The 5,383-nt window shown below is 55.0% G+C and carries 10 protein-coding genes; 7 read left to right on the plus strand and 3 right to left on the minus strand.

The genetic code is table 11. From position 1 onward, the window contains the following. Positions 1–105: 105 nt before the first annotated feature. Entirely contained in the window at positions 106–1,008 is a 903-nt protein-coding gene (locus AB4090_RS09935; RefSeq protein ID WP_369573717.1) for a DUF6036 family nucleotidyltransferase, read from the minus strand. Next, on the minus strand, positions 998–1,495 hold the full coding sequence (locus AB4090_RS09940; RefSeq protein ID WP_369573718.1) for a hypothetical protein: 498 nt from the start codon (positions 1,493–1,495) through the stop codon (positions 998–1,000). Before AB4090_RS09940 ends, AB4090_RS09935 begins: the two co-directional genes overlap by 11 nt. A gap of 98 nt (positions 1,496–1,593) precedes the next feature. On the opposite strand from AB4090_RS09940, the gene AB4090_RS09945 reads away from it, so the two are divergent. From AB4090_RS09945 to AB4090_RS09960, 4 genes are all read left to right on the plus strand, one after another. Continuing rightward, a complete protein-coding gene (locus AB4090_RS09945; protein ID WP_369573719.1) occupies positions 1,594–1,890 on the plus strand; it encodes a DUF6516 family protein in 297 nt (98 codons plus the stop codon). Next, positions 1,871–2,212 (plus strand): winged helix-turn-helix transcriptional regulator, encoded by a 342-nt coding sequence (locus tag AB4090_RS09950; RefSeq protein ID WP_369573720.1) that lies wholly within the window; start codon positions 1,871–1,873, stop codon positions 2,210–2,212. The genes AB4090_RS09945 and AB4090_RS09950 overlap by 20 nt, the downstream gene beginning before the upstream one ends. 267 nt (positions 2,213–2,479) lie before the next feature. Continuing rightward, positions 2,480–2,737, plus strand: a complete 258-nt coding sequence (locus AB4090_RS09955; RefSeq protein WP_369573721.1) for an Arc family DNA-binding protein — start codon at positions 2,480–2,482, stop codon at positions 2,735–2,737. Further along, on the plus strand, positions 2,734–3,156 hold the full coding sequence (locus tag AB4090_RS09960) for a type II toxin-antitoxin system VapC family toxin (RefSeq protein ID WP_369573722.1): 423 nt from the start codon (positions 2,734–2,736) through the stop codon (positions 3,154–3,156). Before AB4090_RS09955 ends, AB4090_RS09960 begins: the two co-directional genes overlap by 4 nt. Before the next feature lie 24 nt (positions 3,157–3,180). Here AB4090_RS09960 and AB4090_RS09965 read toward each other — a convergent pair whose 3' ends face one another. Beyond that, the gene (locus AB4090_RS09965; protein ID WP_369573723.1) at positions 3,181–3,489 is read right to left on the minus strand and encodes a hypothetical protein; all 309 of its coding nucleotides are present in this window, start codon (positions 3,487–3,489) and stop codon (positions 3,181–3,183) included. Positions 3,490–3,641: 152 nt separating this feature from the next. Here AB4090_RS09965 and AB4090_RS09970 point away from each other — a divergent pair, with 152 nt between their 5' ends. From AB4090_RS09970 to AB4090_RS09980, 3 genes are all read left to right on the plus strand, one after another. Then, a complete protein-coding gene (locus AB4090_RS09970; RefSeq protein ID WP_369573724.1) occupies positions 3,642–3,836 on the plus strand; it encodes a hypothetical protein in 195 nt (64 codons plus the stop codon). Continuing rightward, positions 3,826–4,371 (plus strand): hypothetical protein, encoded by a 546-nt coding sequence (locus tag AB4090_RS09975; protein WP_369573725.1) that lies wholly within the window; start codon positions 3,826–3,828, stop codon positions 4,369–4,371. The genes AB4090_RS09970 and AB4090_RS09975 overlap by 11 nt, the downstream gene beginning before the upstream one ends. 130 nt (positions 4,372–4,501) lie before the next feature. Next, positions 4,502–5,194 (plus strand): hypothetical protein, encoded by a 693-nt coding sequence (locus AB4090_RS09980; RefSeq protein ID WP_369573726.1) that lies wholly within the window; start codon positions 4,502–4,504, stop codon positions 5,192–5,194. Positions 5,195–5,383: the final 189 nt, after the last annotated feature.

Below are 5,383 nucleotides of genomic sequence, written 5' to 3' on the forward strand. Positions count from 1 at the left end.
CACCTTCTGGGTGATGCTTTTCGACAAAGCTATTCTAACAGAAATGCTTGCAGATCGGGGCCTTATCTATCTACCTCGTTACAGCAATCGCGGAATTAGGGGATATCACTTACGCTCAACGCCACGCTCTCTATCGCGGTCGCGCACCATCACGCGATCTTCACGCTCGACCATCGTAATGACCTTGCCTTTGTAAGGTTCGAGTTCAGGCATGGCTCTCAGATCGCTCCGGTACACAGCTACCAAACTCCCGCCCTGGAAGGCCATAGCAACAGTCTTATCCTCGCTCAGACTAAAAAGTTTGCCGGTGAACTGTCCTCGCGCAAGGCATCGTGCTGGGGCATTGCCCTCTCCGTCTTCTACCAATCGACTGGCGTCGGTGCGAAACCCATGACAGGCCATCGGCGCGATACCATCAGGCTTGGACACCGTGACCGCATAGCCCATCTGTTTCACCGCCAAGTTCAGGTTGTGATGAACCTGACCCAGATCCCCAACAAAATACAGCATTGCCTCTGCTGCCCTGGCTTCCAGCATTTGCGGAGAAATCAGCCGACTTTCGTACAACTCCTGGATGTCGTTTTTATCGTTTTCAGCGTAACGCCCGAGTTTCGACACTGCCAAATCCAGTGGGGACAATACTAGCATGTCAAACTTTTTGTCGGGGGACTGTGCCACGAAAATAGCACTGGCCTCCGCGTCCGGGTGCATCAAGCCCAATACTGGCGAGTAATTGCGGTCCCAGGTCAAAGCAAGCCGTGCGCCGTTATCGCTAACGTAGGAAACAAACACCTCTGGCAGGATGATCCTGTGAGAAAAAATCGCATCCACATCATTAGAGCTTCGTGTCGGGGAATACAGAGCCATGGCCGCGCCACCAGCCAAAATCAGACGGACAGGATGTTCAAGCCGTCCCTGTATCGTAGCTTCCGTTAGCCGCACCAACTCCTTCGCCGCGACAAAAATTGGGCGATCCGTGTATAAGCGGGGCAGACCATCAACAGACATACGGCGGCTTCAACAACTTTTTCATTCGGTCATACAACACCCCGGAGGAAAGCCGCCATCGAACAGCCAGGGCGTCTAAAGGGCTATTTCTGGTGTCTCCCGGATAAAAGGGTACCAAGGGCAAGTCCTGTGACAAGGCAGGAGCCACATCGTCCAACCAGGGCAGCAACACCCTTTGCCAGGCTTCGTAATCCGAAGCGAAAAACCCCAACAGGTCCAACAAGTACCCCCCACGCTGAACTCCCGGCCAGCCCTCACGCTGGGCATCTGCATCTACAGCGCCCATCAGGTCCGCTGCATCCCTTTGGGGGTCAGCGTGACGCATGAAGTGCCCGAGAACGGGCTCCAGGTCACGCAAAGCCATGCCCGGCTGCGGATGACTCAACAGCCGGAACAGAGGCAAGGGCGACAGGTCCTGGGGCTGGCCCAGGTACACCAGCGCCGCCAGCGCCGCCTCGCGCCCGTAGCAATCATCCAAAGTAAGCATGTCCATGTCCCCAGTTTAATTGCTCAGAATGTCTGCAGCCACCATCTAGTATGTTGGGATAATTGCCAACGGATGCGAGTGTTGTTATTGTTGCCAACATGGAATCCAAAGAGCTGATGCGGCGGCGAGTCTCTGTACAGGATAACGCCTTTGCTGAGATGGTGCTTTGGCAACTTGAATGTCCGGTGCCGCCGTGCGATCACCCGTACAAGTATCGCCTCGCGCTGATTGTCCAAGGGCAATGTGTGGTGCGTTACGACAACGAACGCGGCAAAGGAGATCACCGTCATATTGATATGACGGAAAAGCCGTATGTGTTCTCGACAGCAGAACAACTGGTGGCGGATTTTTTTCATGATGCAAGGAGGTGGCTTGATGAACACGGTCACGATTGATGTTCGGACCCTGGCGGACTCCCTATCTGACTTTGCCCAGGCATGGAAAAACGGAGAGGCGTCCGAGCCCAGGATCAGCTTTGATTCTCCAGAATTGCTTTGGAAGGTACTAACCGCCAAACGATGGGCCATTCTGAAAGCCATGGCCGGAGATGGCCCAATTTCACTGCGCGAGATCGCCCGGCGCGTAGAGCGCGACGTGAAATCCGTCCATACAGATGTTCATGCACTCCTGAACGCGGGAATCATCGAGCGACGCCCGGAAGGATTCTGCTTCCCATACGATGCGGTGCATGTAGATTTTCTGCTGAAGGCTGGATAACCCTCCACTACATTCTGCGGGGCCTTGGCCCCGGGACGGCGGATCATTTCAACCTGCCCGCCGATTTCTTCGACCGTCTTGATTCCATGCGCTGACCCTCACTGCATTCGTCTACTGGGTAGACGATTCCAACGCAGCAGATACCAGAGGACAATGGGGGATTGCGAAATCCGCATGACGGCCGTTTTACGACTTATGCCAAGTTGTGTTGATGCTTGCACTACCTTATAGTGCAATCAAAGCAACCAATACCGGAGTGAGCAAGCAATGCCATCCATCACTATTCGCAACGTCCCTGATGATGTACACCGTGCGATTCGGATTCGTGCGGCCATGCACGGCCGCAGCACCGAAGCTGAAATCCGCGACATCCTGGAGAAGGCGGCGAAGCCCGAGGGCCGCCTAAAACTCGGTTCTCTGCTGGCTTCCATCGCACGCGAGGCGGGCGGTCTGACCGATACCGAAGCTGAGCACTTCAACCAGATCCGTGACAAGATGGCGGCCGAGCCGATCAGATTTGAATGATCGTTCTCGACACCAACGTCATTTCCGAGCTGTGGAAGATCGAGCCGAATCCCAACGTGCTTGCCTGGGTCGATGCGCAGGCCGTTGAAACGCTCTACCTGTCCGCCATCACCGTGGCAGAGCTGCGCTATGGCCTTGCGACGATGCCCGAGGGCAAGCGTCGCACAATCTATCAGAATCGTTTGGAGGGGGAGGTATTGCTGGTATTTACGGCTCGTGTTCTTCCCTTCGACCTGGACGCTTCCCAAGCCTACGCCGACTTGATGGCGCGAGCGAAGGCGGTGGGCCAGGCCATCGGCAGGGCAGACGGCTATATCGCCGCTATAGCGAAAGCTCGCGGCTTCACCATCGCCACACGCGACATGACGCCGTTCCAGGCCGCCAGCCTCAAGGTAATCAATCCGTGGGAGGCGATGTGATGACATCGCTTCTAATTTTACGGATCACAGCCAGAATACTACTACCTTCTGCGGGGCCTTGGCCCCGGGGCGGCGGAGCACTTCAACATGCCCGCCGATTTCTTCGACGGTCTTGAGTTTCTGCAGAACGACATCCCGATTGGCATCTTTCCGATAGAGCCAGCCCAGCGGGATGTCGGGATGGCCGTCTAGCCAAACTCCAACCGCCTCAGCATCAAAACGATTTTGGTGATCCCGCGCAAGACGCACAGCGTTGTCTTTGGGTATCCCAGACAATCCGGAAGCTACAGGAAACTCCCGATTGAATGCCAGATTGGAAACTCGCCGGCTCATTTATTTATCCCTCCGCAATCATTTGCGTGAAGAGGTATAGATCAACACCCAGGAGAGTCGCCGTGCGGAGTCAAGCCGCGTCAGGAAGCAACCCCGGACTGACCCGCCGGTGATCTATACCCCGTGGAGATTCCAGAGGGACGAACCGCCTGATGCAACACACTGACTATAACAACGTCACCGATCATTACCTTTGCAACGAAGCCTTTGTGGCTGACGGTGCCCCAGATCTCTGGGTCGCCGCAGCCTGGGCCATCAATGGGTATCGGGACGATGGCCCAGGCCGTGAGTCCACGGAACCAGATACCGACACGCCACTGTTTGAGGATATTGCTGATGCGGATTGATGACGGGATCATCAAGGGACTCCCTGAAGACCTGAAAACCGAACTCTTGACGATAGCCCAATGGCTGCCAGAGAAAGCACCTCTCAGCTACGCCCACAGCAAGGCCCTGGTGCTCGCCTGGCGGGAGCTATCACAAACCGCCCTGGAATGGTCAGGAGCCAGCCTTGTTGTTCGCATCAATCCCGAGCCCTATCTGATGGACCGTGAGCGATTCCAGGCACCAGGCATTCAAACCCTTGACCACAATACCGGGCTCACCAACTACGATGCCGAAATCTGGGCTCCATACGAGGCTCCATGGCAGGCGGTTATGACCCATGCCAATCTGTGCGAACTGGCTGGGTATCTAAAGCTGCAGGTGGCCACATGGGGTAAAACCCAAGTGGCCCGCCGTCGTCATCTCCACAAAGACCGGCTGGATGGTCTGTCCATTGGCATCCACATCCAGCCGGAAGACTCGACCGCCGACATCTACCTGTTCGGAGACCGATCCTTACCATCTATCATCAGCAAGGATCTGGGAGATCAAAAATGAGGAAGGCGTGATGCCTGGTCTGTTCTGGATAGCAGCCAATTTCTTTGTATACTCTTTCCTGTGGATGTGGTTCAGGAAACCCGGACCTGTGGACTTTGTGCGTGCTATCAGATACTGGTTGAGCCCATGTTTGAGCCGACATCCTGGCAGTGCGGAAGACCGTGCATTGCGGTATCTAACGGAGGTCTATGGCTCTGGTTTGCCGTCATTCTGGATGAACCGTTTCTTTTTGGGGCTCGGTGTAGTCGGATGCGTATCCGCAATGCTGATACTGGGCCATGCCCTATATGCGCTTTATCTGTCTCCAGGAGCGTCAACCGATAGCCAGCTACCTTTGGCGCTGCCCATCACTATGGTTATCGGGCTTTTTGCGCCACTTCTCGTGGTGTTTCTGGAGAATTGGCGCAAGCCGTTGACTGGTCGGAGAACATCCGCCATCAACCGAATTTTTGGCACCATTGATCTGGCGGTAGAGGTGTCCGATACTTTGCGCCAAAAATATCCTGAAGCCTCTGACATACCCAGCCCTTGGGCTTTTCCAATACGTCCAGACTATGCCGTATTCTCGTCCGAGAAGAGCTTTTTTACCGCTTATGGCTTGTTTGCCGCATCATCCCTATATGTCGCCCATTCGGTCCCACGATTTTTGGATACGGTCATTTTTCTGTTCTCTCTCTATTTTGTTCCCGTTATTCTATCAGGGATGTTTGCGGCCTTCGGCTCATGGGGGAGCAACAAAGCCGTACTCATGGCATACCCGGTATCCGTCTTTTTGCGAGATGTCCGCATCCTGCAAAACGAAGATCGCTGGCGACTCCAGTGAATCCTCCGCCGCGAGCCGGCTCGCCGCAGCAGTGCAAGGCTTTGAGTGTAGGCCAGGCATGTGCAGTGCCGCACGCTGCCGTGTGGCTGGTGTAATTCTGGTGTAATTTGGAGCAATTCATAGCCCAACGGTGCCAATCAAACCCATATAAAACATGGTGTTCTATGGCGTTCAGATGCCTTCACACGG

Source organism: Acidithiobacillus sp. IBUN Pt1247-S3 (assembly GCF_041146875.1).
Lineage (GTDB): Bacteria > Pseudomonadota > Gammaproteobacteria > Acidithiobacillales > Acidithiobacillaceae > Igneacidithiobacillus.